General features: G+C 72.4%; 21 protein-coding genes. 12 read left to right on the top strand and 9 right to left on the bottom strand.

The annotated features are described in order from the left end of the window. Positions 1 to 17 precede the first annotated feature (17 nt). Genes ACXJKA_RS09645 through ACXJKA_RS09625 form a run of 5 tightly spaced genes read left to right on the top strand, consistent with a single transcriptional unit; the run spans position 18 to position 3603 of the window. Positions 18 to 317, top strand: coding sequence for a hypothetical protein (locus tag ACXJKA_RS09645; RefSeq protein ID WP_456824978.1), 300 nt, complete (start codon positions 18 to 20; stop codon positions 315 to 317). Next, complete coding sequence (locus ACXJKA_RS09640) at positions 314 to 1606, top strand: hypothetical protein (protein ID WP_456824977.1); 1293 nt, start codon at positions 314 to 316, stop codon at positions 1604 to 1606. Before ACXJKA_RS09645 ends, ACXJKA_RS09640 begins: the two co-directional genes overlap by 4 nt. A 35-nt stretch (positions 1607 to 1641) precedes the next feature. After that, complete coding sequence (locus ACXJKA_RS09635; RefSeq protein WP_456824976.1) at positions 1642 to 2394, top strand: hypothetical protein; 753 nt, start codon at positions 1642 to 1644, stop codon at positions 2392 to 2394. Next, positions 2391 to 2987 carry a hypothetical protein gene (locus tag ACXJKA_RS09630; RefSeq protein ID WP_456824975.1) on the top strand — a complete coding sequence of 199 codons (597 nt, stop codon included), beginning with the start codon at positions 2391 to 2393 and terminating at the stop codon, positions 2985 to 2987. Before ACXJKA_RS09635 ends, ACXJKA_RS09630 begins: the two co-directional genes overlap by 4 nt. A 49-nt stretch (positions 2988 to 3036) precedes the next feature. After that, the gene (locus ACXJKA_RS09625) at positions 3037 to 3603 is read left to right on the top strand and encodes a hypothetical protein (RefSeq protein WP_456824974.1); all 567 of its coding nucleotides are present in this window, start codon (positions 3037 to 3039) and stop codon (positions 3601 to 3603) included. 4 nt (positions 3604 to 3607) lie between these two features. Here ACXJKA_RS09625 and ACXJKA_RS09620 read toward each other — a convergent pair whose 3' ends face one another. The 3 genes from ACXJKA_RS09620 to ACXJKA_RS09610 are packed head-to-tail and all read right to left on the bottom strand — an operon-like array spanning position 3608 to position 5626. Next, positions 3608 to 4042 carry a contact-dependent growth inhibition system immunity protein gene (locus ACXJKA_RS09620; protein WP_456824973.1) on the bottom strand — a complete coding sequence of 145 codons (435 nt, stop codon included), beginning with the start codon at positions 4040 to 4042 and terminating at the stop codon, positions 3608 to 3610. A 13-nt stretch (positions 4043 to 4055) separates the two neighbouring features. Then, complete coding sequence (locus ACXJKA_RS09615; RefSeq protein ID WP_456824972.1) at positions 4056 to 5306, bottom strand: putative T7SS-secreted protein; 1251 nt, start codon at positions 5304 to 5306, stop codon at positions 4056 to 4058. Further along, complete coding sequence (locus ACXJKA_RS09610) at positions 5306 to 5626, bottom strand: hypothetical protein (RefSeq protein WP_456824971.1); 321 nt, start codon at positions 5624 to 5626, stop codon at positions 5306 to 5308. The genes ACXJKA_RS09615 and ACXJKA_RS09610 overlap by 1 nt, the downstream gene beginning before the upstream one ends. A gap of 299 nt (positions 5627 to 5925) precedes the next feature. On the opposite strand from ACXJKA_RS09610, the gene ACXJKA_RS09605 reads away from it, so the two are divergent. Then, a complete protein-coding gene (locus tag ACXJKA_RS09605; RefSeq protein WP_456824970.1) occupies positions 5926 to 6297 on the top strand; it encodes a hypothetical protein in 372 nt (123 codons plus the stop codon). A 7-nt stretch (positions 6298 to 6304) separates the two neighbouring features. On the opposite strand, the gene ACXJKA_RS09600 is transcribed toward ACXJKA_RS09605, so the two are convergent. Further along, complete coding sequence (locus ACXJKA_RS09600; protein WP_456825059.1) at positions 6305 to 7768, bottom strand: helix-turn-helix domain-containing protein; 1464 nt, start codon at positions 7766 to 7768, stop codon at positions 6305 to 6307. Positions 7769 to 7907: 139 nt separating this feature from the next. Here ACXJKA_RS09600 and aceA point away from each other — a divergent pair, with 139 nt between their 5' ends. From aceA to ACXJKA_RS09580, 4 genes are all read left to right on the top strand, one after another. Continuing rightward, positions 7908 to 9206 (top strand): isocitrate lyase, encoded by a 1299-nt coding sequence (aceA, locus tag ACXJKA_RS09595; protein WP_456824969.1) that lies wholly within the window; start codon positions 7908 to 7910, stop codon positions 9204 to 9206. Positions 9207 to 9323: 117 nt separating this feature from the next. Next, positions 9324 to 10967: a malate synthase A gene (gene aceB / locus ACXJKA_RS09590; RefSeq protein WP_456824968.1), complete on the top strand. Its 1644-nt coding sequence runs from the start codon at positions 9324 to 9326 to the stop codon at positions 10965 to 10967. Positions 10968 to 11067: 100 nt separating this feature from the next. Then, positions 11068 to 13893 carry a hypothetical protein gene (locus ACXJKA_RS09585; RefSeq protein WP_456824967.1) on the top strand — a complete coding sequence of 942 codons (2826 nt, stop codon included), beginning with the start codon at positions 11068 to 11070 and terminating at the stop codon, positions 13891 to 13893. Between the two features lie 9 nt (positions 13894 to 13902). Continuing rightward, on the top strand, positions 13903 to 14988 hold the full coding sequence (locus ACXJKA_RS09580; protein WP_456824966.1) for a hypothetical protein: 1086 nt from the start codon (positions 13903 to 13905) through the stop codon (positions 14986 to 14988). 15 nt (positions 14989 to 15003) lie between these two features. On the opposite strand, the gene ACXJKA_RS09575 is transcribed toward ACXJKA_RS09580, so the two are convergent. Further along, positions 15004 to 15771 (bottom strand): VOC family protein, encoded by a 768-nt coding sequence (locus ACXJKA_RS09575; RefSeq protein WP_456824965.1) that lies wholly within the window; start codon positions 15769 to 15771, stop codon positions 15004 to 15006. A gap of 330 nt (positions 15772 to 16101) precedes the next feature. Here ACXJKA_RS09575 and map point away from each other — a divergent pair, with 330 nt between their 5' ends. Together map and ACXJKA_RS09565 are read left to right on the top strand one after the other, a co-directional pair. Then, complete coding sequence (map, locus tag ACXJKA_RS09570) at positions 16102 to 16866, top strand: type I methionyl aminopeptidase (protein ID WP_456824964.1); 765 nt, start codon at positions 16102 to 16104, stop codon at positions 16864 to 16866. 239 nt (positions 16867 to 17105) lie between these two features. Next, positions 17106 to 18623, top strand: a complete 1518-nt coding sequence (locus ACXJKA_RS09565; protein ID WP_456824963.1) for a CoA-acylating methylmalonate-semialdehyde dehydrogenase — start codon at positions 17106 to 17108, stop codon at positions 18621 to 18623. A 58-nt stretch (positions 18624 to 18681) separates the two neighbouring features. Here the strand turns inward: ACXJKA_RS09565 and ACXJKA_RS09560 are convergent, their stop codons facing one another. The 4 genes from ACXJKA_RS09560 to ACXJKA_RS09545 all read right to left on the bottom strand — a co-directional run bounded on the left by ACXJKA_RS09560 (position 18682) and on the right by ACXJKA_RS09545 (position 22377). Then, complete coding sequence (locus ACXJKA_RS09560; RefSeq protein ID WP_456824962.1) at positions 18682 to 19500, bottom strand: ABC transporter permease; 819 nt, start codon at positions 19498 to 19500, stop codon at positions 18682 to 18684. Beyond that, complete coding sequence (locus ACXJKA_RS09555; protein WP_456824961.1) at positions 19497 to 20507, bottom strand: ABC transporter ATP-binding protein; 1011 nt, start codon at positions 20505 to 20507, stop codon at positions 19497 to 19499. The genes ACXJKA_RS09560 and ACXJKA_RS09555 overlap by 4 nt, the downstream gene beginning before the upstream one ends. A gap of 157 nt (positions 20508 to 20664) precedes the next feature. After that, positions 20665 to 21327 (bottom strand): PadR family transcriptional regulator, encoded by a 663-nt coding sequence (locus tag ACXJKA_RS09550; RefSeq protein ID WP_456824960.1) that lies wholly within the window; start codon positions 21325 to 21327, stop codon positions 20665 to 20667. Between the two features lie 123 nt (positions 21328 to 21450). After that, positions 21451 to 22377: an NADP-dependent oxidoreductase gene (locus tag ACXJKA_RS09545; protein ID WP_456824959.1), complete on the bottom strand. Its 927-nt coding sequence runs from the start codon at positions 22375 to 22377 to the stop codon at positions 21451 to 21453. Between the last annotated feature and the right edge of the window lie 15 nt (positions 22378 to 22392).

Raw genomic sequence — 22392 nt, 5'->3', positions numbered from 1 at the left:
GACGAGAGGATCCCTGCATGAGCGTCACCGTGGACATCGCCGCACTCGACACCGCCGCCGGCGAGCTCGAGTCCGCCGCCGCCGGCCTGCAGGCCGCCGACGTGGCAGGACCGTTCGGCCCGATCGCCGATGCCCTGCCGGGCACGCAGACGGCCGAGGCCGCCGTCTGGGTCTCCACGCGGGTAGGTGCGGCCGTCCAGGTCATGGGCGACCGGGTGCGGGGGATGTCGGCGAGCGCCCGCGGGACCGCCGAGTCCTACCGGCGCACCGACGCCGGCGTGCAGCGACGGTTCGGGGCGATGGGTCAGGCCCGGTGACGACCACCCTCACGATCGACGCCGTCCGCGCCTGGCGGCCCGAGGCGCTGGCCGAGGCGGCGATCGGCGTCGGCAAGGCGCACGAGGCCGTCGACGCCGAGGTCAAGGCCGCGAAGGCGGCGGTCTCCAGGCTCACCGCGGTCTGGCACGGCACCGCCGCGGATGCCGCCGCGGACCGGATGGCCAAGGAGGCGACGACGGGCTTCGCGCTCGCGGACGCGCTCGAGCACGCGCGCGCCGCGCTCCAGACCGGCTCCTCCGACCTCGGCGCAGCACGCAGCGCGCTGCTGTCCACCGTGGCGTCCGTCCAGGGCGAGGGCTTCACCGTTGCCCCGAACGGCGCGGTCACCCCGCGGACCCTTCCGCCGGTGATGACGGAGCCGGGCGACCCCAACGGCGCGGCGGCGGCGCGCGACGCCGAGCAGCGCAAGCTGAACAGCGCCGCGCAGGACCACGCCGCGCAGATCGGCACGGCGCTGGCCGTCGTCGCGGTCGCCGACCAGCACGTGGCCGAGAGCCTGGCCAAGGTCGACGTCCCGCAGACGCTCGAGTCCGCCGTGCAGGCCTACCTGCAGCGGGCCCTGGACAGCCACGACCTCCTGGGCTCGCTCGGTAGCGTCGGGGCCGGCGGCGTGGCGCTCGCGATGATGATCAAGAAGGGCATCGGGACGGCGACGAAGGGCAGCGCCTACCTGGCGTTCCTCAAGGCGTCGTTCGCGCCGATCACCGACTACGGCACGATGGTGAAGAACTTCGCCAAGGCCGACGAGATGCTCGACATCTTCTCGAACGGCGCCACCAACGGCGGCATCCTCCGGTTCGTCGTCGGGGCCAAGGCAGCGACCGCCGTCGGCAAGGTGTTCCTTCCGCTCACGGTCCTGACCGGTGGCATCGACGCGGTCACCGGCGGTGGCTACGAGGGCGGCCGGGGCTGGGCCACGCGGGGGTTCGGCGCGGCCGGCGCACTCGGCGCGGGGGCGCTGCTGGCGTCCGGCGCGGGGCTCATCGCGCTGGGCCCGGTCGGCCTCGGCATCGCGGGCGCGGCCGTGCTCGCGTACGGCGCGTGGAGCCTGGGCAACCTCGTGTACGACAACCGCGAGGCGATCGGCGACTTCTTCCAGTCGGTGGGCGGGCACATCGCCGACGGCGCCTCGGCGGCTTGGAACGCGACGACCGGTGCCGTCTCGGACGCCACGGAGTGGGCCGGCGACCGGCTGGAGGACGCCGGGGACGCCGTCGCCGACGTGGGCAAGGGCGCGCTGCACGTGGTGTCGCTGGGCTTCCTGTGACCCCCTCCGTCCGACAACTCCCCGAGAGCGAGCGCATGACCGACCCGACGACCGTTCCCGTGGCCGTGCTGACCGACGAGGAGCTGGCGATCCTGGCGGGCGACGGTGGTCTCGTCGTGACGCCGTTCGCCGAAGGCTTCGACGCCGCCGAGCGTGAGGTCGCCCTGCGCACCGCCTACCGCGGGCTCGTCGCGCGCGGCATCGTCGACCCGCCCACCCCGCAGGCCCGCGTGGACGCGATCGGCGAGCCCGGGGTCGAGCTCCAGGTGCGGCAGGACGTGCTCTCCATCGTCACGCTGCGCGCCGCGGCCTCGGCGGTCGTCGCGGTGGCGCGCACGAGCGTCGCCCACCAGGACTTCTGGTACGCCCACGTCGTCGAGGAGGTCGCGCTGCTCGAGGAGGTCGGCCTGGACGGCATGCACCGGTTCGCGCTGGCGACGGCCGACGAGCTCCCGGCGCTGGTTGTCGGCGCCGTCGTGCACCCGGAGACCGGCGACGGGTCGGGCGAGCCGATCGAGCTGGACCCGGGTGCGACCGAGCCGCCGCTCGAGATCGCCGAGCGTCTCGGCACCGCGCTGCTGCGCTCCGACGTCGTGATCCGCTGGGCCGGCGACGACCACGCGCCGCTGCTCGGCCTGTTCACCGGTCCGTCGGGCGCGTGGGTGGTCGAGGCGCACGAGGGTTCCGGTGACGCGCTCGTCGCCACGCCCAGCACGCGCGAGGCGCTCGAGTCCCGGCTGCGCGGGGACGTGGCGCTGGTGGTCGCGAGGGCTCGGGCGACGCGATGACCGGGACGGTGCGGATCCCGCGGCTGACCTCGCGCTCGGCAATGGTCTGGCTGGGGTCGACGGTCGTCGTGACCCTCGCAGTCGTGGCATACCTGGCGGTCACGCAGCCGCAGAACCGGTGGGCGGCCGCGGTCGTGCTGGTGCTGCTCGCGCTCGGGGTCGCGTTCGCCGTCTCGGACACCCGCTCGCTCGACGTCACCGAGGGCGCGGTCGAGAGCTCGCGGCTCTGGTTCCTGCGTCGCCGGGTGGCCCTCGGGCCGACGACGAACGTCCGGCTGGTGACCAACCGCGCCGGCGGCCTGCTGCTCGCCGCGCAGCCGCGGGGCGGGCGGGCTGTCTTCGTCCAGGTCCTGCTCCTGAGCGACTACGTCGAGCGGTCGCTGCCGGCGGAGCTGCTCCGGCTGCTCGCCGACGCGGTCGTCTCTCACGAGGCCGCGGGCGGCACGCGTGTCGCCGCTGACCTGCGGGCCCAGGCGGACCACGTCGCCGCGGGTGGTTCCGCGCGGACCTCGCCGCTGGCCGCGCGCGTGACCCGCGGCGCGCTGAACGCCGGGAAGATCGGCGGCGCGGGCGGGGCGGCGGGACACCTCTAGGCAGCGCGTCGTCCCACCGTCTGTCAGTGGTCGCGTGCACCCTGGTCGCATGATCACTCTCTCGTGCTCGTGCGGCTCGACCGGCACCACCCGTCGCCACCCCATGCGCGGCCTGTCCGCCGACGAGCGTGCCGCGCTGATCCGGGACGCCTTCTCGGTGAGCGGTGGCTTCCTGGCCCTCGAGGTCGACGCCTCCTGGCACCCCGGGTCCGACGCCCCCACGGAGGCGTGCGTCGTGCTCGCGGACCTGGACTCGCTGGACGCCTCAGCGGGCCTCGACGCCGACGGTGCCTCCGCGATCCGCAGGCTGCTCGAGGTGGGGCACGTGCGCGGCCAGGCCCTCCCCGCGCCGGTCGAGGTCGGACCGGTGCGCTTCCGCGTCGGCCCCGCCGACGAGTTCGGGCCCGCCATCTCGTACGTCGTCACCGACGGCACCGAGACCCTGCTCGAGGCCACCGTGCCGGTCCCGCACCCCGACCTCCTGCCGGCGCTGGTCGCCGCCCACCGCGCCTACGGGCGCGAGGGCCTCGCGCGGGTCGACGTGCTCGCCGCGCGGCTCGGGCTCGCGGCGGCGATCGCCCAGCTCGACGAGCGGAGCCGGTCGGCCGTCGCCTAGGGCGTCACCAGGAGCGCGCTCGCGCCACTGCTGTCTCGAACTCGTCGTCGTCGAAGACCGGGTAGTCCGGGTCCTCGGGGTCGAGCCGGGCGAGGCCTTCCTGCAGGGCGGCGAGCTGCTCGGGGTGGGCCGACCAGTGGGACTCGGGGACGCGGAGGACGGCCAGGAGCAGGTCGCCGGGATAGAAGTCGCCCTCGAGCAGCGGCCGGTAGCGCAGCATCCCCACGGCGAGCGGGACCAGCGTCTCCCGGGCGACGTCCTGGGCGATGAGCACGCGCAGGTCGTCGATGCCGAGCGCGGTGAGCGGCACGGTGCGCAGAGCGTGCACGCGTCGGACCAGGCTGCTCGCGTCCTCGGGCGCAGGCCCCCACGCCGGCGGGTCGACCTCGTCGAGCGTGCGCGCGCCGAGGGCGACGATCTCCGGGGGCACCTCGGTCATCGGACGTCCTCTCTCACGGGCGGGGCACGAAGTTGCGGGAGTAGTCCAGCAGGCGGCTGGCCTCGGAGAGCTCGGACTGCGCGTCGGCCTTCGCGCCCTCCGACAGTCGCGAGTCGCCCAGCATGCGCTTGAGCTGCTCGATCCGGTTGACCAGCCCACGCTGGGCGTCGCGCACCTCACCGACGTGGTCCCACGGCTGACCGCCGGACTTCGTCGCGACGACCTCGCCGTCGAGCTCGCGTCGCGCCGCGTCCAGGTCGCGATCGGTCAGGTGCTCCTTGAGCCGGTCGGTCTTGGTGCCCGACTGCCCCTGCGAGCCGGGCGACGGCTCTTCTGCCCGGGACTCCAGCGGCTCCACACGGTTCTCGTTGGCGGCGTGGTTCGCCAGCGACAGGGCACCCGCGCCGGCAGCAGTAGCGCCGGCCGCCAGTCCCGCCGCAGAGACGATGTTCAGGGGCACGCCCGCGATGGCTCCGACGCCGGTCGCGTCGAGCGCCAGGCCGCCGCCCTCTCCGACGCCGCTGATGCCCATGAGCAGCAGGCCGCCCAGCATCATCGCGGTGTCGCCGGGGTTGTGGATCACCGCGTTGCCGTACGACGCCAGCCCGTTGACCACCCCGATGCCGATGTCCTCGACGCCGTGCAGCACCCACTCGCCGGCGTCGCCGAGCGCGGAGCCGACCTTGTCCCAGAAGCCGGGCTCCTCGGGCGCACGGTCGCGTGCCGTGGACACTGTCCGCTCGGCGCTGTCGCCGGCGTCCCGCAGCTGGTCGCGGGCTCGTTCCAGAAGCTCGCGCGCGGCGGTGCGCGTGGCGTCGCCGGGGTCGTGGAAGGCAGGGACGGGCGTGGGCGTGCCGCCCGATCGGGCGACGCGGTTGTAGTCGTCGACGCGCGCGTTGTGCTCGTTCGTCGCGGTCGTCGTCTGCTGCTCGCCCTTCGCGTACTGCCGGATCGCCTCGACGGCCTGGTCCTGGGCCCACGACAACGTCGACGCGTACCGGTCGAGGGCGTCCGCCGCCTCGTGGAACGAGTCGCCGCCCTCGAGCCACTTCTTCGGCTGGGCGCGGTAGGTGTCGTGGAACCGGTCGGCGGCCTCACCGCTCCAGCCGTCGCCCGTGCTGATCCGGCGCAGGCCCTCGCCGGCCTCGATCAGCGAGTCGCCGTACGCGCGCAGCTTCCACACCAGGTCCGCCAGCTCGGCCACCGAACCGGGGACGAGCGCGACCGGGTCGGTGGTCTGACCGAGCTCCAGTGGCCCCGCCATCAGGCGCCCGGGTCCGCGCCGGTGGAGCTGCCGATGACGCCGCCAAAGTTCGCCGCCTCGGCCTCGTCCGTGCCGCTGTACGCCCGCACGGTGTCGACGAGCTGGCCGACGACCGCGTTGACGTCCTTCTCGAGGTTCTCGACGCCGATGTTCCAGCGCCGGCAGAACTCACCGAGCCGGTCCGCGAGCCCGTCGTGCCCGACCGACGACCCCGCCGGCTGGAGGTCCGCGACCTTCGTCGTCGCCATCTGGTCCATCGTGTCGAGGATCGCCTGCGTCGCGTTGCTCAGTGCGGTCAGGTCGACCGAGAATCCGCTCACCCGTCCCCCTTGCCGCGGACTGCCTGGTTCGTCCGGCACGCTACCGGCTTCGCGCGGTCCGCACGCGGCGGGCGGGGAATGCAGTCGGTCGTGACTGGGCCACGTCGATGGGTTCACGGCGCGCGGAAGGTACTGCGCACGCGCCGGAGAGCGGCTATCTAGGGCTGGCGTCGCGCAGGTGTGTGGCTGGCTGCCGACGCCCTCTCTGGGACTTCGGCCCTCCGCGGCGGCCGTTCGGGTCCGCCATGCTGGAAAAGGCGCGAGGGGCGCCGGACGGACATCGCACTCGGAGGTTCAGCATGGGCACGGCGCACGACGCGCTCCTTGACGTCGGTCTGGTCAACTCCTGGCACCTGGTCACCAAGGCCAAGGCCGCGGGTGTGGGTGCCGGCGTCTACCTCGCCCATCGCACCAAGGCGACCGCCCGCGACTGGCGAGCGCCGGGCTGGACCGTCGCGGACGTCTCGCACGTGTCGAAGGCCCGACGATTCCCCGTCGAGGACGCCGCGGACCAGGACGAGATGCTCCACGACGCGATCATGTGGGCGAACGCCGAGTACGGCACGACGGTGTGGGCGACGATCCCGGGGCTCCCGGGCGACCTCTTCCCGGCCGAGGTCGCGCAGTGGGCGGCGGAGCGTGTCGGCGTCCATTCGACCGCGGCGGCGTGAGCTCGACTCACTGCTGGGGCGCGTGCCGGTCCAGGAACCGGTAGACCTCGGTCGTGTCCACGCCGGGGAACACCCCCACGGGGAGCGCCGCGAGCATGGACGCGTGCGGGCGGGCGCTCGGCCATGACTTGTCCGACCAGCGCTCGGCGAGGTCGGTCGGGGGCTGCCGGCAGCACATCGGGTCCGGGCACTTCGACGCCGCCCTCTCGGTGGTCTCGCGGCCGCGGAACCAGCGCACGTGCGCGAACGGCACCCCCACGGACACCGAGAACGCGCCCTGCGACGACGGCTGCACGCGGGACGTGCACCAGTACGTGCCCGACGACGTGTCGGTGTACTGGTAGTACGGAGTGAACCGGTCGGGCAGCGTGAACACCACGCGGGCGGTCCACTGCCGGCAGACCGGCTGGCCCTCGATGGCGCCCAGCGCGTCCGCGGGGAACTTCACGCCGTCGTTCTCGTAGGCCTTGTGCAGCGTGCCGCCCTCGTGGACCTTCATGAAGTGCACGGGGATGCCGAGGTGGCGTGTCGCCAGGTTGGTGAACCGGTGCGCGGCCGTCTCGTAGGGCACCGCGAAGGCGTCGCGAAGGTCCTCCACGGACAGCCGGCGCTCGGCCTTCGCCTCCTGCAGGAACGGCACGGCGCCGTCCTCGGGGAGCATCAGCGCCGCGGCCAGGTAGTTCGCCTCGACGCGCTGGCGCAGGAAGTCGCCGTAGTCCTTGGGCTCGGCGTGGCCCAGCACGTGGCTGGCGATGGCCTGCAGCAGCGGTGAGCGGGCGTCGCTGGTGCCGGGGTTGCCCTGCGGCAGGTAGATGCGGCCGTTCGCCAGGTCGGTAACCGACCGGGTGGAGTGCGGCAGGTCCGGCACGTAGTGCAGCGCGAAGCCCAGGTGCGCGGCGATGTCAGCCGTGGCCCGCTGCGACAGGGGGCCGCCGGGGTGGTCGATCGCGGCGAGCAGGCGGCGGGCGTGGTCCTCGAGCTCCGGGAAGTAGTTGTCCTGCGCGCGCATGCGTATCCGCAGCTCGGCGTTGGCGCGCCGGGCCTCCTCGGGCGTCGCCGCGTTCTCGGTGAGCAGGCGTTGGATCTCGGCCTGCAGGCGGACCAGCGCCTCGAGGGCGTCGGCGGGCAGGGAGCGGCCGACCTTCACGGGCGAGACGCCCAGCGACGCGAAGAGCGGGCCGCGCTGCGCCCGCTCGAGCTCGACCTCCAGGGCCGCCCGCCGCGTCGGCGGCTCGGTGCGCAGCAGCTCCGACAGCGGGACGTCGAGCGCCTCCGCCACCTGCGCCAGCAGCGAGAGCTTGGGCTCGCGGTGACCGTTCTCCAGCATCGAGACCTGCGAGGGCGCGCGACCGATGGCCTGGCCCAGGTCGTCGAGGGTCATGTTCCGGCCCGTGCGCAGGTGCCGGATCCGTCGTCCCAGCACCAGCGTGTCGAGGCCGCCGTTGGCCGTCGTCGTCATGCCGTCCACCATCGCCTGGCGCTCACGCTTCTGTCCAGGAGAAGGAATGCCGATCTTCTGCGCGCTTCGTCGGGGAAGAACCGCCGTGCGACGAGGAAAGTCGAGGTCAGGCCGGAGGGCCGAGAAGAACGCCCCGATGACGGAGGACACCATGAGCACCACCAGGCACGGCGACCAGACGCAGACCGCGGCCGAGCTCGCGGCGAGCTGGGACCTCGACCCGCGCTGGGCAGGCGTCCGCCGCTCCCACACGGCCGAGGACGTCGTCGCCCTCCGCGGATCCGTCCGCGAGGAGAGCACGCTCGCCCGCAGGGGGGCCGAGCGGCTCTGGGAGCTGCTGCACTCCCGCACGCTCCTGCCGGCGCTGGGGGCGCTGACCGGCAACCAGGCCGTCCAGCAGGTGCGTGCCGGGCTCGAGGCCATCTACCTGTCGGGCTGGCAGGTGGCCGCCGACGCCAACCTCTCGGGCCAGACCTACCCGGACCAGTCGCTGTACCCGGCGAACTCCGTGCCGTCCGTCGTGCGCCGAATCAACAACGCGCTAATGCGCGCCGACCAGATCGAGTTCGCCGAGAACGGCCGTCGGACTCGGGAGTGGCTTGCGCCGATCATCGCCGACGCCGAGGCCGGCTTCGGCGGCCCGCTCAACGCCTACGAGCTCATGCACTCGATGATCTCCGCAGGTGCGGCGGGCGTGCACTGGGAAGACCAGCTCGCGGCCGAGAAGAAGTGCGGTCACCTGGGCGGCAAGGTGCTGGTGCCGACGTCGCAGCACGTGCGGACCCTGTCCGCGGCGCGGCTCGCTGCCGACGTCGCGGGGGTGCCGACGGTCGTCGTCGCCCGCACCGACGCCCTCGGTGCTGACCTGCTGACGTCCGGCGTCGACCCCCGCGACGAGCCGTTCCTCACGGGCGAGCGCACGGCCGAGGGCTACTACCGCGTGCGCCCCGGCCTCGACCCGGTCGTGGCGCGCGCCGAGGCGTACGCGCCGCACTCGGACCTGATCTGGGTGGAGACGTCGACGCCGGACGCCGCGCTGGCGATCGAGTTCGCCGAGCGGATCCACGACCGCTTCCCGGGCAAGCTCCTGGCGTACAACTGCTCGCCGTCGTTCCACTGGCGCTCGCAGCTGGACGACCGGCAGATCGCGCGCTTCCAGCGGGAGCTGGCCGGTCACGGGTACGTCTTCCAGTTCATCACCCTGGCCGGGTTCCACGCCCTCAACCACTCGATGTTCTCGCTCGCCCGCGGCTACGCCGAGCGCGGCATGAGCGCGTACGTGGAGCTGCAGGAGGCCGAGATCGCCTCCGAGGCCGACGGCTACACCGCCACGCGCCACCAGCGCGAGGTCGGCACCGGCTACTTCGACCGGGTCGCCACCGCGATCAGCCCCGCGAGCGCCACCCTCGCGCTCGCCGGCTCGACGGAAACCGCCCAGTTCACCCACTGACCGCCGCCGGCGCCGACGGCGCCACGTCGCGCCGATGGCCCCCGATCCACCGGGCGCCGTCGCGCGCACCGGGCGCCGTCGACGATCCGGCCGACACCAACACCCAGGAGCACCGCCATGACCATCACCCTGCCCCCGCCCATGATCCGGCCCGGTCTGCAGCAGAAAGGACCCACCGTCGCCGGGTCCGACCAGATCCTCACGTCCCAGGCGATCGACTTCCTCACCGACCTGCACGTCCGGTTCTCGGGCCGACGTCACGACCTCCTGCTGGGCCGCCAGCACCGCCGGACCCGGATCAGCAACGGCGCCGACCCCGACTTCCTCCCGCTGACCGCGGGCATCCGGGCCGACCCCGGCTGGCGCGTGGCCGGCCCCGGCCCGGGCCTGGAGGACCGCCGCGTCGAGATCACCGGCCCCACCGACCGCAAGATGACGATCAACGCGCTGAACAGCGGCGCCAAGGTCTGGCTCGCGGACATGGAGGACGCCACCAGTCCGACCTGGGCCAACGTCATCGGCGGCCAGCACTCGCTGTTCGACGCCATCCGCGGGCAGATCGACTTCACGTCGCCCGAGGGCAAGGAGTACCGCGTCGGGGCGACCAGGCCGACGATCGTGTTCCGGCCCCGCGGCTGGCACCTGACCGAGAAGCACCTCGAGTTCACGGACCGCGCGGGGCAGGTCTGCGCGGCGTCGGCAAGCCTGGTCGACGCCGGGCTCTACCTGTTCCACAACGCGCAGGCCCTCATCGACTCCGGCCGCGGCCCCTACCTCTACCTGCCGAAGCTCGAGGGGCACCTGGAGGCGCGGCTGTGGGACGAGGTCTTCCGGTTCACCGAGACGTACCTGGGCCTGCGCTACGGCACGATCCGCGCGACGGTCCTCATCGAGACCATCACGGCCGCCTTCGAGATGGAGGAGATCCTCTACGAGCTGCGCGACCACTGCGCGGGACTCAACGCCGGTCGCTGGGACTACATCTTCAGCGTCATCAAGAACTTCCGCGCTCGCGGACCGCGCTTCGTCCTGCCCGACCGGGGCAGCGTGACCATGACCGTCCCGTTCATGAAGGCGTACACCGAGCTGCTCGTGGCCACCTGCCACAAGCGGGGCGCGCAGGCCATCGGCGGCATGAGCGCGTTCATTCCCGACCGCCGCGACCCGGAGGTCACAGCCACAGCTCTCGACCAGGTGCGTACGGACAAGCAGAGGGAGGCGGGCCAGGGGTACGACGGCACCTGGGTGGCGCACCCCGACCTCGTCCCGGTGGCGCGCGCGGTGTTCGACGAGGCCCTGGGCGACCGGATCGACCAGCGTGACCGACTCCGGTCGGAGGTGCACGTCACCGCCGCGGACCTGCTGGACATCCCGTCTGCCGGGGGCGGCGAGCCCGGGGCGGTCACCGACGGCGGGCTGCGCGGCAACGTGTCGGTGGGCGTCCGGTACCTCGAGGCGTGGCTGCGGGGCATCGGCGCGGTCGCCATCGACCACCTCATGGAGGACGCCGCGACGGCCGAGATCTCGCGGTCGCAGGTGTGGCAGTGGGTGCACCAGGAGGTGGTCACGGCCGAGGGCACGCGGATCGACGCCGCGCGGGTCGAGCAGGTGCTGAAGGAGGTCCTGGCCGAGGTGCCGCGGGCGGTCGGCGACCGCTACGACGACGCGGCAGACCTGTTCCGGCAGGTCGCACTCGCGGAGGACTTCCCGACGTTCCTCACGGTGCCGGCGTACACACAGTTCCTCGTCGCGCACGAGTGACGGGTGCGGCCCCGGGTCCATCAGGCCCGGGGCCGTCCCGTATCAGCTCCGCCGCCGCAGGCTCCTGCTTGGTGAACCACTTCCCACCAAGGAGCCCGCCATGGACGACCTCGCCCGGTTCATCGTGCTGCGCCCGCCGAACCTGCCCGACGGCGACGAGGTGCAGGTGCTCGCACCCGCATCGATCGACGTCGGACAGGGACCACGACAGGCTCGGCAGCAAGCCCTCGACGTCCTGGGATCCGACGGGGCGGTCCGCCGCGTCGACGGTCTGCAGGCCGGGTCGGTCGCGGTCGCGGTGCAGCTGGCGCTGTCGTCGCGAAGCCTCAGCCTCGCGGAGCTGGACGAGCTCGTGACGGCCGCCACCGGCCGGGGCGTGGACCAGCTCGTCGCCGACGCGTCGTTCAGCGCCGAGGAGTCCGCCGTGGCCGACACCCTGGTGGCGACCAAGCTCGTCTCGGGGTGGGCCGACGTCGACGCCGCCGGCCTGGCCGCGGCCGCTCAGGGCTACGACGCGCTGCGTCGGGCCGCGGACGGTGCGGACCCCGTCGTGCTGCGCCCGCTGCAGATGCCCGACGGACGGCGACGCGACCCGGAGAACGGCGGCGACGACGACAAGGGCGACGACGGCAAAGGCGACGACCAGGGTCCGACGAAGCCCGACACCGATGACGACCTGAAGCGCGCGGCGGAGCAGGAGCAGCGGTTCGCCGCGGCCCTGCAGGCGCTGCGCGGTATCCGGGCGGGCTCGTTCGCCTCCGAGGAGCGGACCGAGCCGCCGACGCCGCTGCGGCCCGCCGCGCGCGCTGACCGGGACTTCGGCGAGGACGTGGCGACGGCCCCGACGCACTCCGTGCAGGCCATCGGCACGCCGTGGCTGCTGCACGCCGACGCGGTGGGGTCCCTGCCCCGCGACGTGCGCAGCACGCTCGAGGAGGCGGGACTCGACCCCGCCGCGGTGCCGCTGCCTGCGCTCATGGAGCAGGTGGAGACGCTCCGGCTCGACCGGGCGACCGCGGTGCAGTCCCTGACGACGAAGGACGAGGCGCACGCGCTGATCCGGGTCGGCTCCAGCTGGCTGAGCGCCGCGCAGGACGCCGACTGGGTGGGCAACCCCTCGACCGGGATGCCGACCGGGCACGGCACGGTCAAGTCCGTCGGCGTCGGGGACCTGTTGCTGATCAAGCAGCACGTCCTGCGCTACGAGGGCGGCGAGCTCGCGCACGTCGAGAACGTGCTGCGCTCGGAGCACATGTCGCGGGAGACCCGGCGCCTGGACCGCACCGAGACCACCATCCTCACCGAGACCGAGCACACCAAGGAGGACGAGCGCGACACCCAGACGACCGACCGGTTCTCCCTGAAGCGCGAGACGTCCTCGACCCTCAAGGAGGAGACGGAGTTCAAGGCCGGCGTGGCGGTGACGGCCAAGTACGGCCCGTTCGTCGAGGTCAAGGCCAACGCCGACTTCGGGACCAAGAGCTCGAGCGAGGAGACCGCGAAGCAGGCCACGGAGTTCAGCAAGGACGTGGTGTCGCGGGCGGCCAGCAAGGTGATCGACCGCGTGCTGGAGCGGCGGACGACGACCACGTTGACGGAGTTCGAGGAGAAGTACAGCCACGGGTTCGACAACACCCTGGGCGCCGGCAACATCAGCGGCGTCTACCAGTGGGTCGACAAGGTGCTCCAGGCGCAGGTCTACAACTACGGCAAGCGCATGCTCTTCGACATCACCGTCCCCGAGCCGGCCACCTCCTTCATCCTCACGCAGAGCGCGCCCAAGGACGGCACCGCGCCGCAGCCGCCGGTCCCGTTCGCGCTGACGTCGGACCAGGTCACGGCGACCAACTACGCCCTCTGGGCGCACCGCTACGACGTCGGTGGGCTGGAGGCACCGCCGCCGCCGTTCACGACCGTCACCAAGGCCCTCGACGGCATCTTCGCCGAGGGGGACCACGAGAGCTCCAAGTCGGGCGAGCTGGTCGTCGCCGAGGGGTACCAGGCGAAGTACGCGCTGTTCCAGCGGGACATGGCCTTCTACGACGACCACGCCTGGCGCGTGATGATCGGCAGCAACTGGGTCGACGCGTTCTCCGGCACCGGTTACGTCGACATGGCGTCCGAGGTCGGCTCGGTCGCGTTCGCGTACCACGCACGCCAGGTGCGGGCCATCGCCGCGACGATCGAGATCTTCTGCGAGCGCACCGACCGCGCGATGAAGTCCTGGCAGCTGAAGACGCACGCGGCGCTGACGCAGGGCTTCCTGGCCAAGCAGCAGCAGTACGAGAGCAAGCTGGCCGAGGCGGCCGCGCAGGCGGGCGTCGTGATCAGCGGGCGGAACCCGTTGTGGAACCAGCGCCTCGTCACGACCGAGCTGCGCAAGCAGGGCCTCACCGTGCTGACGGCGCAGCAGTTCGAGGCGTTCGGCGCGCTCGAGACCTCGCCCCAGGGCTACGCACAGCTCAACCTCGCGCGCACCGAGCAGCAGATGCCGTACGTCCGCTTCTTCGAGCAGGCCTTCGAGTGGGAGCACCTCGTCTACTTCTTCTACCCGTACTTCTGGGGGTGGAAGCCCGCATGGAAGCAGCGGATGCTGCTCGACGACATCGACCCGCAGTTCTCCGACTTCCTGCGTGCCGGCGCGGCGCGGCTCGTGATCCCCGTGCGGCCCGGGTTCGAGGCCGCCGTGGCGCACTACCTCGAGACCGGAGAGATCTGGAACGGGGGGCCGGCGCCGTCGGTGAACGACGAGACGTACGTGCCCATCGTCAAGGAGATCCAGGAGTCGCAGGGTGCTCCCGGCGACGAGGTGCCCGTCGGTGAGCCGTGGCTGGTGCGCCTGCCCACGACGCTGGTCAAGCTGCGCCAGGACGACGAGCTGCCGTCGTGGCACAAGGTCGGCGAGGACTGGCAGCCGGTCGAGTAGGTGCTGACGATGAAGCAGTACGTCCTCGTTGCGGGAGTGGACTACGAGTTCAAGGGCGTCGACTTCCGCGTCATCGCCAACAGCCGACGGACCTGGTTGGAGAAGCAGAACAAGTCGAAGGACGATCTGCGCTTCACGACCATGGACGTGCGCACCGGAGAGATCGAGATACGCACGGTCACGTTCCCCGGCGGCAAGCGGGTCGAGTCGGTCAGTTCGATGAAGGTGTTCACCCCGGTGACGCGGGCGAGCTTCGCGACCAGCGGGGGTCACACGCGGTTCAAGCCGAACCAGCCGGGCGTCATGGGCATCACCGACGTCTACCTCAAGGTCATCACCATCGGCACCATCAGCCCGGGCACGCTGATGGAGCTCTCGATCTTCAGCCACGGCTGGATGGGCGGCCCGATCCTGGTCAACAGCTCGGACGACCGGATGCGGGAGATCAGCATCCCGATGCCGTTCGGGGACCCGATCGTCATGCAGGTCCCCGTCGCCGCCACCAGCCGCGACCCCGACGACAAGGACGGCCGGGCCCGGCTCGACTTCCAGCCGCCGACGATGGACGCCGCCGACCTGGCCAGCTTCCGCAAGGCGTTCCACACCGACGGCTTCAGCTGGTTGTGGGGGTGTTCCTTCCCGCGGGTCATCCACCACTCGATGTGGGCGATGGAGCGAGCGAAGGGCTACGCGTCCTCCGGCGTGGCCGAAGACACGGTGCTCACGCTGGACGCCGTCACGCCGGACGACGTGGCCTCGTTCGAGGACACGTTGCTGCCGCTGCTGGGCCGGTTCCCCTCGCGCAACACGATCACGCTCAAGTTCGGCTTCCTGCGCTGGTCGTTCTGCAAGGAGAACCAGGGCAGCTACGCCGCGGCACTGGCCGCCGGGTCCGACCGTCCGGTGCGCGCCGCTCTGCTCGGCACGTACGCGGAGTACGACACCGGTGGCGACATGCTCATGAACGTGCCCGCGTCGTTCGTCGGCCACTTCGCGTTCTACAAGAACTACCTCGGGCTGGTGCAGGACCCGGAAGGCCGTCGCTACGGCGTCTACCGGCCCGCCCTGGTGTGTGCGGCGCCGCCGACACCCTGACCGCCTGCGTCGCGCTCAGGTCTCGAACAGGCAGAACGGGTGCCCGGCGGGGTCGAGGAGCACCCGGACCTCCTCCTGCGGCTGGAACCCGGCGAGCGTGGCGCCCGTGTCCAGCGCGTGCGCGACGCCCCTGGTCAGGTCGTTCACCCAGATGTCGAGGTGCTCCATCATCTGCTGGTGGTCGGTCGTCGCGGGCCAGACCGGCGGCTCGTAGAGCGGGTCGGAGCTGAACGCGACGCCCGTCCCGCCGGCCGGCGGCCGCAGCAGCACCCAGCCGGGCTCCTCGCCCATGACGCGCCAGCCGAGCAGGCGGCGGTAGAAGTCGGCCAACGCGTTGGCGTCGCGGGCCTCGAGGACCGTCGTCGACAAGGCCCAGTCGAGGCCGGCGTGCCGGGTGCTCGGCTCACGGACGGCCGGCCCGCCGAAGGTCGTCAGCGGCGACGGGTGACCCGGCTCGTAGAGGCCGAGCCAGCCGCCGCTGGGCAACGGGATCCGGGTGACGACGCCCCACGCGGCGGTCCGCGGCGGCTCGAGCGGCCGGACGCCCTTCGTCGCGAGGTCCGCCAGCGTCGAGTCGAGGTCGTCGCACATGAGGTGCAGCGTCGCGCCATCGGCACTGTCGCCGGGGTGCACCCCGAGCTCGGCCGGCGGGAGCGCGAAGATGAGCCAGCCGTCGCCCGAGACCGCATCCTCGACCGACGGCCAGCCGAGCACGTCCCGCAGGAACGCCCGGTCGGCGGCCGGGTCGGCGCTGGCGAGCAGCACGTGCACCGCGGAGATCACCCGTCCAGCGTCGACCGGTGTTCCCGCGTTCGCCACCGGGAAAACCCCTTGGCGTCCCCGCGACCCGGACGTACGGTCGTCGGACACGGGAAGGAGGTGGTCCAGGACATGTTCTATTCCAGGACGCGTGAGGTGACTGTCCGCTAGTCGCCCGAAAGTACTCGGACGGATTGCCCAGACGATCCGCCCGCAGGCCCACCCGGACCGGCGAGCGAATCCATGGCAGTCACCGCAGCCCGTGGGAGCCGCGACCTCGTCCTTCGCGGCGGGGCCTCCTCGGAGGTCTGGCCCACGGGCTGTTGCCTGCCCATCTCGTGGCAGGGTGGAGCCGTGTCCCTCAAGAACCCCGCTCAGATCAACCAGATGCGTCCCGCCGGCAAGTTCGTCGCGGGCGTGCTGTCGTCCTTGCGTGACGTCGCCCGCGAGGGGATGACCCTCAAGCAGCTGGACACCCACGCGCACCAGATGATCGACGCGGCCGGCGCGCACTCGGTCTACCTGGGCTACCACCCGTCGTTTGGCGCCATGCCCTACCCGGGTGTGCTGTGCACCTCCGTCAACGACGCCGCGCTGCACGGACTCCCGTCCGACTACGTGCTGGCCGATGGCGACGTGCTGAGCATCGACTTCGCCGCGCAGCTGCAGGGCTGGGTGGCCGACTCCGCGCTGACGTTCCAGATCGGCACGCAGGACCCGGCGGTCACCCGGCTGATCGAGACCACCGAGCGGGCTCTCGACGCCGGCATCAAGGCCGCCCGGGCCGGCGCGCGGATGGGCGACATCTCGTCGGCCATCGGCACCATCGGGCGCGCGGGCGGGTACGGGATCAACGCGGACTTCGGCGGGCACGGTGTAGGCCGGACCATGCACGAGGATCCGCACGTGCCCAACCTCGGGCGCCCCGGCACGGGCCTCAAGCTCAAGGCCGGCCTCGTCATCGCCATCGAGCCGTGGTTCATGGCCGGTGGCGACGAGTACACGATCGACCCGGACGGCTGGACCATCCGCACCGGCGACGGTTCGCTGGCCGCCCACGCCGAGCACACGGTCGCGATCACCGCCGACGGCCCGCTGGTCCTCACGGCCCGCGACTGACGCACGCGCAACGCCGAGCACATGTAGCCCCAGACCCCCATCTGTTCGGACGTCCGCAGATTCGAGCGCCCCGACGACCGAACGTGCGGACGTTCGGCATCCACGCCCCGGACGTCCGCAGATCCGTGCGTCCCCGCGACCGGATGTGCGGACGTTGCAGTCCTGTCGTGTTCTTGACGGCGGACTTAGATTGGCCGGGTCCGGCAACGCCGTCGGATCCGGCACGAAAGAGGGCTCTGATGTCCGCGCTCGTCGATACCGTCCCGCTCATCGGCCACGTCGTCGGGGGTCAGGTGACCACCCCGGACGGGGCCCGGACCCAGGACGTGCTCAACCCCGCGACCGGTGAGGTGTCCGGTCGGCTGCTGCTGGCCGAGCAGGCCGACGTCGATGCCGTCGTGGCGGGAGCCGTCGCCGCCGCGGAGAGCTGGGGGCAGGAGCCCATCGGCAAGCGCGCCGGGGTGCTGTTCGCGTTCCGGGAGCAGCTGGTCGCGCACACCGACGAGCTCGCCGCGCTGATCACCGCGGAGCACGGCAAGGTCATCGCCGACTCCCTGGGCGAGGTCGGCCGCGGGCTCGAGGTGGTCGAGTTCGCGTGCGGCATCCCGTCGCTGCTCAAGGGCGAGTACACCGACCAGGCGGCGACGGGCGTCGACGTCTTCTCGTTCCGCGAGCCGCTGGGTGTCGTCGCGGGCATCACGCCCTTCAACTTCCCCCCCATGGTGCCGCTGTGGATGGCGCCGATGGCCATCGCGACCGGCAACGCGTTCGTGCTCAAGCCGTCCGAGCGGGACCCGTCGTCGTCGCTGCTGCTGGCGCGGCTGTGGAAGGCCGCCGGCCTGCCCGACGGCGTCTTCTCGGTGCTGCAGGGCGACAAGGTCGCGGTCGACGGACTGTTGACGCACCCCGACATCGCCGCGGTGTCGTTCGTCGGCTCCACCCGCGTCGCGCAGCACGTGCACGCGACTGCGACCGCGCACGGCAAGCGGGTCCAGGCCCTCGGGGGCGCCAAGAACCACGCGGTCGTGCTGGCCGACGCCGACCTCGACCTCGCCGCGACGCACCTGACCGGTGCCGCGTTCGGCGCAGCGGGCGAGCGGTGCATGGCCATCTCGGTCGCGGTCGTCGTCGACGAGGTGGCCGACGCCCTGCTCGAGCGCCTCACGGCGGCGGCGCAGAAGGTCCGCGTGGCACCGGGCAACGACCCCGACTCCGACATGGGCCCGGTCATCACGAAGGCCTCGCAGCTGCGCATCGAGGAGATCGTCACCGACGCGGTGGACAGCGGTGCGTCGGCGCTCGTCGACGGCCGCGGGCACGTGGTCGCCGGGCACGAGGGCGGCTTCTTCGTCGGCCCCACGGTCCTCGACGGCGTCACCACAGACATGCGCGCGTACGTCGAGGAGATCTTCGGGCCGGTCCTCGTCGTGCTCCGCGTCGCCGACCTGGCCGAGGCCATCGCCGTGGTCAACGCCAACCCGTACGGCAACGGGACGGCACTCTTCACGTCGTCCGGCGACGCGGCCCGCACGTTCCAGCGGGCCGTGAGGGTCGGCATGATCGGCATCAACGTGCCCATCCCGGTGCCCGTGGGCTGGCACTCGTTCGGCGGCTGGAAGGACTCGCTGTTCGGCGAGAGCCACATCTACGGCCCCGAGGCGGTGCGCTTCTACACGCGGGCCAAGGTGGTCACCAGCCGCTGGCCGAGCAGCCCGGCGACGGCCCGCTTCCACTTCGGCCGCACCACCTCCCACTGACCGCCGACGTCCGCACTCGATGGGGTCAGAACCCTCTCGAGTGCGGACGTTGCGGCTTCTAGAGGGAGCGCTGGTACGTGCGCATCGCGCGGACCGACCACCACGCGACCAGCGCGGCGAGCGCCAGCAGGAGAGCGCTGCGGGTGGCCACCACCGACCAGTCCACCGAGTCGGACATCGCGGTGCGGGCGATCTCCGTCGCCCACGTCAGCGGGTTGTAGCGCGCCGCGGTCTGCACCCACTCGGGAAGCAGCGCGGCGGGCATGAGGGCGGTCGAGACGAAGGTCGCCGGCAGCACGATGATGGTCGAGATGCCGATGAGCGCGGTCTGGTCGCGCGCCAGCAGCGCGACCGCCGCCGACAACGAGCAGAACGCGGCCGCGAGCAGCAGCGACGCCCCGATGGCGAGGGCCACGCCGCCGACGCCGCCGGCGTACTGCGCCCCCGCAAGGGCGCCGATGCCGATCACGCAGATGCCCTGGACGACGCAGATGAGCAGCTGCTGCACCAGCTGCCCGGCCACCAGCGACGACCGCGAGACCGGCGACGTGAGCATCCGGTCCATGACGCCGCTGTTGATGTCGTCGATGAACCCGGTACCCGCCCAGGCGCCCGAGTACAGGACGGTCATCATGAGGATGCCCGGGACCAGGAACGTCATGTAGTCCTCGCCCCCGAAGCCGGGCACCGAGCCGACCGACGAGAACACGTTCCCGAACAGCACCAGCCAGATGACCGGCTGGATGATCGCGACCCCGAGGCCCCACGGCTGGCGGAGCGAGTCGACGGTCCAGCGTCGCGTGACCTCGGCGGTCTGGGTTGCCCACGAGGCGCGGGTCGGAGCCGTGACCGGACGGGAGAGGGTGAGCGTGCTCATCGGGCGGCCTCCTTCGAGGCGACGTCGGCCGAGGTCCACGAGCGGCCGGCGTGCCGCAGGTAGACGTCGTCGAGGGTGGGACGGGAGACGGCGACGGCTCCGTGCCGCACGCCGGCCGCCTGGAGGGCGGCGATGACGGTGCCGACGACGGCCGGTCCGTCGGTGGTCCGCGCGACGAGCCGGCCCGTGGGTCCCTCGACGTGCACGACGACGTCGCGCAGCGCGGTGATGGACGCGACCGCCGACCGCACGGACGACTCCGCCGGCTCGACCAGGTCCACCGTGAGCGTGTCCCCCTCGAGCGTCGCCTTGAGCGACTCGGGCGACCCCTCGGCGACCACCCGGCCGCGGTCGACGATGGTGAGCCCGTCGGCCAGGCGGTCGGCCTCCTCGAGGTAGTGCGTGGTCAGGACGACGGTGAGCGAGTCCTCGCCGGCAAGCCGACGGATCTCCTCCCACATCGCGGCGCGCGCCTCCGGGTCGAGGCCCGTGGTCGGCTCGTCGAGGAACAGGACCTGCGGGGTGCCGACGAGGCCGAGCGCGACGTCGAGCTTGCGCCGCGTGCCGCCGGACAGCTTGCCGGCGCCACGGTCGGCGGCCTCCGCGAGCCCGAACCGGTCCACCAGCGCGGCGGCCCGGTCGGTGGAGGCGGCGCGCGACAGCCCGCGCAGCCGCGCGGCCATCACGAGGTTCTCGCGAGGGCTGAGCAGCGGGTCGGCGCCGGTGCCCTGCGACACGTAGCCGATGCGGCGGCGGACGGCGTCGGAGTCGCGCACGACGTCGTGACCGGCCACGCGGGCCGTGCCGGACGTGGCGCGCGCGAGGGTGGTGAGCACCTTCGTCGTCGTCGACTTGCCGGCGCCGTTGGGTCCGAGCAACCCGTGCACGGTGCCGCCGGGGATGCTGAGCGTGAGGCCGTCGAGGGCCTGGACGTCGGGTCGGCCGCGGCCGCCCGGGTACGTCTTGACGAGGTCGAGTGCTTCGACCACGGGTGGTGTCGTCGGCATGGTGCCGCCTTCTCGGTCGTGCCGTCCGGAGACGGCGGTGGGTCCGACCGAGCTGCCACCTATGCTGATTCGTGCGGCGGATCGCACAGGTGCCCTCACGGGTCCCGGTCGGTTCGTGGTGGCCGGCCCGGGTGTTCCAGCACCCGGGTCGGCCTTTTTACGGCGTGCTCAGATAGGGGCCGAGCACCTCCGCCAGATCGTCGGGGTCGAGACCGCCGTGCGCTGCGGCGCGGGCGTGCAGGTCGCGCCAGGGATCGACGCCTTCGAACGAGCCGTCCGCGATGCTCGTCGCCAGCGTGGCGACGAAGGCCAGCTCGGCACGGACGATCGCGAGCTCGTACTCGCCCTCGAGGCTGAAGATCGCGGGCAGTCCCATGGCCCGGGCCTCGGCCAGCGTCGCCTCCAATCCCGCGACCTGCCGGTCGAGCGACGCCTGGCGCAGACGGAGCAGGCGGACGACGTCGTCGGGGCCCAGCAGCGGCAGGAACGACAGGGCGGCCTCGAACTGCGGGAACTCCTTGACGGGGGTCCGGACGAGGTCGGTGAGCCAGTCGATGGCCTCCGTGGCGCCGGCGTCGGTGATCCGGTAGACGGTGCGGGTCGGGCGGTTGCCGTCGCGCTCGGTCGACGCCGCCTCGATGAGGCCGTGCTTCACCAGCGAGTCGACCACCGAGTACAGCGACCCGAAGTTGAGCCTCACCGACTCGTCCTTGCGCCGCTCGCGCAGGGTCATCGACATCTCGTACGGGTGCATCGGGCGTTCCCACAGGAGCGCGAGCACGGCGAGGGCCAGCGGGTTGCTGCGGCTGCGCGCTGCCATGGCTCCTCCTCCTGGGTCCGACTCCGAATGTTCGAACCAGAATATATCTCGACTATTACGCGTTTGCCAAGCAGAACGGCCCGCGTCCTCCGAGAGGACGCGGGCCGTGTGCGGACGGGCTGGTCAGGCGACGCGGACGACGACCTTGCCCCGGACGTGACCGGTCTGGCTGGCCTCGTGGGCGGCGGCGGCGTCGGCGAGCTCGAACACCTCGGCCACGTCGACCGTGACCGTCCCGGCCTCGATCAGGTCGGTGAGGGCGTCGAGGTCCTCGGTGCTGGGGCGCACCCAGACGTAGTGGCCGCCCAGCTCGTCGCGCGCGGCGGCGTCGACCACCGACGCGACGGCGCCGCCGTCGGCCAGGAGAGCCTTGGTCGTCTCGACGAGGTCGTCGCCGCCGAAGTCCAGCACCACGTCGATGCCGTCGGGCGCCAGGGCGCGGACCCGCTCGACCAGGCCGTCGCCGTAGGCGACCGGCTCGGCGCCCAGGCCGCGCAGGTGATCGTGGTTGCGCTCGGAGGCTGTGCCGATGACCCGGGCGCCGAGCGACCGGGCGATCTGGACGGCGAACGCCCCGACGCCGCCGGCCGCGGCGTGCACGAGGACGGTCTGGCCCTCGTGGACGCCCGCACGCCGGATGGCCTGGTACGCGGTGAGGCCGGCGAGCGGGACCGCCGCCGCCTCCTCGAAGCTCAGGTTCGCCGGCTTGCGAGCGAGGGTCCGGACCGGTGCCGCGACGTACTCGGCGAACGTGCCGCCCTGCACCCAGTCGCGGCGGACGTAGCCGTAGACCTCGTCGCCGACGCTCAGCTCGGGAGTGTCCAGGCCGACGCGCTCGACCACGCCGGCGACGTCCCAGCCGGGGACCGCCGGGAACGTGACGTCCATGATCGCGTCGAGGTAACCCGCGCGGACCTTCCAGTCCACGGGGTTGACGGACGCGGCACGGACGCGCACCAGGACGCTGTCCGGACCGACCTTGGGGGTCGGCAGGTCGGTGACGTCGAGGACGTCGGGCCCGCCGTAGCGGGAGTAGGTGATGGCTCGCATGCTCCGCACAACCGG

Source organism: Cellulomonas sp. P5_E12, from assembly GCF_054049315.1.
This window is presented reverse-complemented; position numbering and strand designations above follow the sequence as displayed.

Bases quoted from the DNA above. Each gene is read 5' to 3' on its own strand.
- ACXJKA_RS09645 (WP_456824978.1), top strand. From the start codon at position 18: ATGAGCGTCACCGTGGACATCGCCGCACTCGACACCGCCGCCGGCGAG.
- ACXJKA_RS09565 (WP_456824963.1), top strand. From the start codon at position 17,106: ATGTCCGCGCTCGTCGATACCGTCCCGCTCATCGGCCACGTCGTCGGG.
- ACXJKA_RS09585 (WP_456824967.1), top strand. From the start codon at position 11,068: ATGGACGACCTCGCCCGGTTCATCGTGCTGCGCCCGCCGAACCTGCCC.
- ACXJKA_RS09580 (WP_456824966.1), top strand. From the start codon at position 13,903: ATGAAGCAGTACGTCCTCGTTGCGGGAGTGGACTACGAGTTCAAGGGC.
- aceA (WP_456824969.1), top strand. From the start codon at position 7,908: ATGAGCACCACCAGGCACGGCGACCAGACGCAGACCGCGGCCGAGCTC.
- ACXJKA_RS09555 (WP_456824961.1), bottom strand. From the start codon at position 20,507: ATGCCGACGACACCACCCGTGGTCGAAGCACTCGACCTCGTCAAGACG.
- ACXJKA_RS09625 (WP_456824974.1), top strand. From the start codon at position 3,037: ATGATCACTCTCTCGTGCTCGTGCGGCTCGACCGGCACCACCCGTCGC.
- ACXJKA_RS09545 (WP_456824959.1), bottom strand. From the start codon at position 22,377: ATGCGAGCCATCACCTACTCCCGCTACGGCGGGCCCGACGTCCTCGAC.
- ACXJKA_RS09600 (WP_456825059.1), bottom strand. From the start codon at position 7,768: ATGGTGGACGGCATGACGACGACGGCCAACGGCGGCCTCGACACGCTG.
- ACXJKA_RS09550 (WP_456824960.1), bottom strand. From the start codon at position 21,327: ATGGCAGCGCGCAGCCGCAGCAACCCGCTGGCCCTCGCCGTGCTCGCG.
- ACXJKA_RS09615 (WP_456824972.1), bottom strand. From the start codon at position 5,306: ATGGCGGGGCCACTGGAGCTCGGTCAGACCACCGACCCGGTCGCGCTC.
- aceB (WP_456824968.1), top strand. From the start codon at position 9,324: ATGACCATCACCCTGCCCCCGCCCATGATCCGGCCCGGTCTGCAGCAG.
- ACXJKA_RS09605 (WP_456824970.1), top strand. From the start codon at position 5,926: ATGGGCACGGCGCACGACGCGCTCCTTGACGTCGGTCTGGTCAACTCC.
- ACXJKA_RS09635 (WP_456824976.1), top strand. From the start codon at position 1,642: ATGACCGACCCGACGACCGTTCCCGTGGCCGTGCTGACCGACGAGGAG.
- ACXJKA_RS09630 (WP_456824975.1), top strand. From the start codon at position 2,391: ATGACCGGGACGGTGCGGATCCCGCGGCTGACCTCGCGCTCGGCAATG.
- ACXJKA_RS09560 (WP_456824962.1), bottom strand. From the start codon at position 19,500: ATGAGCACGCTCACCCTCTCCCGTCCGGTCACGGCTCCGACCCGCGCC.
- ACXJKA_RS09620 (WP_456824973.1), bottom strand. From the start codon at position 4,042: ATGACCGAGGTGCCCCCGGAGATCGTCGCCCTCGGCGCGCGCACGCTC.